Genomic DNA, 2,415 nt, shown 5'->3' on the forward strand with positions numbered 1-2,415 from the left:
GGGTGGGTTAGGCGGCTGAAACCCAGGCTGTGATGGCAATCTAGCAATCCGCCGTAACCCACCGTTTAAGGTGTGTCATTCCAGGTCCAGTAGGGTGGGTTAGGCGGCTGAAACCCAGGCTGTGATGGCAATCTAGAAATCCGCCGTAACCCACCGTTTAAGGTGTGTCATTCCAGGTCCAGTAGTGGACCGACACGGCTAAAACTGTGCATTAAAAAGGAAATGGTGGGTTACGGCGCGAATGAAAAGTTGTCGGTTTTTCCGAAAAATTACTGCCGCGCCTAACCCACCCTACTGGACTCTTTTAGCGAGAAATGGTGGGTAATATCTCACATTCAGTTAATCATTCATCATTTCCTGACGCAAAGCCGCGATCGCCTCCAAACTCAATCCCGTGGCTTGTGCGATCGCCTCATCATTCAGTTGCCCCAGTAAGTTTCGCGCAACATTACGTTTTCCTTGTTCGAGTCCTTGTTCGAGTCCTTGTTCGAGTCCTTGTTGTCGCCCTTGTTCGAGTCCTTGTTCGAGTCCTTCTTGTCGTCCTTGTTCGAGTCCCAAAGCGATCGCACCCTGTTGGTCATAAATAAACATTTCCCGCCGTTCCAACTCTTCTAATTCCTCTAATGTTAAGCCAGCTTGATTGGCAATTTCAAATGCTTGCTGGAGTTCCACTATCTCCTCCATATTTTCGGGGATTTCGGTGAGCGATCGGGCAAATTTCATAAAATAGATCCATTTGTCCGTTAGGGTTTCAAGCTGGTTGAGTTCTTTGGTAAACTTCGGCAGTTCGACAAAGATCAGCTCGATATCATTATCAATGTAGTCCCATCCTTCCGACTTCTCTTTATAAATAAAGCGGGAAATCAGGCGATCGCGTTCGGGGAACATCTCGAAGTCGGTCAAGGTTAAAGCGATCACCGGTTTCAGGTATCGATACCCCTGTCCCCGTTGCAGTTGAAATGCATAGGTTTTCGCGGCATTAAATAAGACACGCTTCCCGAACGACTGCACGTTTAAAACCTGCATTTCAATAATGACCAGCGTCCCGTCATTCAGTCGCGCCTTAACATCGAGATAGGTATCTTTTAAACCTTCGAGTTGGGGGGGTAAATTGGGGGCGATGATTTCCAAGTCTTCAATGGTCGGATTGCCGTCATAGACTAAAGCATTGAGAAAACTGATTAAAATGTTCTTGCTTTCGGCCGAACCAAAGATCTTTTTAAAAGCGTAGTCGGTTTTGGGGTTAATAAATCTCATGGCAAGCCCACCCAATTTTTTTGAATTAATTCTAGCATGGTTTGGGTCTTCTGGAGTGCGTCCAGTTCCTTTGGAATTTCCATTATAGTCGGTATCTAGAGCTCGCGATCGCATCTGCTCTCAACTCAGCCATTCCTGCCCACCGGAGGAAACCGTCGGGCGATCGCTGTTACGGCTTTATATGATAAGCTTGGATAGCATCGGGCTTATGGGATCGTCTATTGTGGCTAAGGATCGTTTTCATCAAGTTGTTAAGACAGCTCTCGAATCAGATGGGTGGAATGTCACTCACGATCCCTTTCAGATTAAAGTCGGTGGGGTAGATATGGAGATTGACTTGGGAGCAGAACGATTACTGGCGGCGGAGCGAGGAGATGATAAAATTGCAGTTGAAGTCAAAAGTTTTTTGGCAAGTGCGTCAGCAATTTCAGAGTTTCATACGGCATTGGGGCAGTTTATCAACTATCGGGCTGCCTGACGACGTGAAGACCCCGATCGCATTCTCTATCTAGCCATCCCAAATTTAGTCTATAATAGCTTCTTCAAACTTGATTTTCCTGCATCAATGTTGCAAGAAAATTCCGTCAAAATCATTGTTTACGATATTGAATTGGAGCTAATTTTACTATGGAAGGAGTAACGGATAAATTAAAAAACTATCAGCAAATTGTGCAACAATTGTTGATGAGTTATGCAGAAAGTAAGCCGGCTTATGGCGAGATTGAGGTTGAGACGATTTTTGATACACAACGAAATCATTATCAAATTGTACATCTGGGTTGGCAGCATCAGCGCTGGGTCCATCATTGTGTCATACATCTAGATATTCGCAATGAGAAAATTTGGATTTTTTACAACTCGACGGAGCATGATATTGCGGCGGATTTGGTCAATTTTGGCGTGCCAAAACAAGATATTGTCCTGGGTTTTTACCCTCCTTTTATGCGGGAAATGAGCGACTATGCGGTTGGTTAAAAGTATTTAATTTGGAAATGGTGGGTTACGGCGCGGATGAAAAGTTGTGGGTTTTTCCTCCAAATTACTGCCGCGCCTAACCCACCCGACTGGACAGTTTCATCTGAAATGAGGCGATCGGATCTGAATCCACAGGCAAGATGCCCGATGCTCCGTTTTGAATTTTGCCTCATTTGAGCCGAA

General features: G+C 45.3%; 3 protein-coding genes and 1 pseudogene. 2 read left to right on the plus strand and 2 right to left on the minus strand.

All coding sequences use genetic code 11. From position 1 onward, the window contains the following. Positions 1-339: 339 nt before the first annotated feature. Entirely contained in the window at positions 340-1,257 is a 918-nt protein-coding gene (locus AC0QHF_RS08385; RefSeq protein WP_324703752.1) for an Rpn family recombination-promoting nuclease/putative transposase, read from the minus strand. A 223-nt stretch (positions 1,258-1,480) separates the two neighbouring features. Here AC0QHF_RS08385 and AC0QHF_RS08390 point away from each other — a divergent pair. Both AC0QHF_RS08390 and AC0QHF_RS08395 read left to right on the plus strand, forming a co-directional pair. Continuing rightward, a pseudogene (locus AC0QHF_RS08390) lies at positions 1,481-1,897 on the plus strand (element excision factor XisH family protein). Beyond that, positions 1,885-2,232, plus strand: a complete 348-nt coding sequence (locus tag AC0QHF_RS08395) for a XisI protein (RefSeq protein WP_324703753.1) — start codon at positions 1,885-1,887, stop codon at positions 2,230-2,232. Before AC0QHF_RS08390 ends, AC0QHF_RS08395 begins: the two are co-directional and overlap by 13 nt. Here the strand turns inward: AC0QHF_RS08395 and AC0QHF_RS08400 are convergent. After that, positions 2,229-2,415, minus strand: a 187-nt coding sequence (locus tag AC0QHF_RS08400; RefSeq protein ID WP_324703754.1) for a hypothetical protein, incomplete at its 5' end; no start/stop codon positions are given. The two genes, AC0QHF_RS08395 and AC0QHF_RS08400, sit on opposite strands and share 4 nt — an antisense overlap.

It is taken from the genome of Lyngbya sp. CCY1209, assembly GCF_055795065.1.

Bases quoted from the DNA above. Each gene is read 5' to 3' on its own strand.
- AC0QHF_RS08395 (WP_324703753.1), top strand. From the start codon at position 1,885: ATGGAAGGAGTAACGGATAAATTAAAAAACTATCAGCAAATTGTGCAA.
- AC0QHF_RS08385 (WP_324703752.1), bottom strand. From the start codon at position 1,257: ATGAGATTTATTAACCCCAAAACCGACTACGCTTTTAAAAAGATCTTT.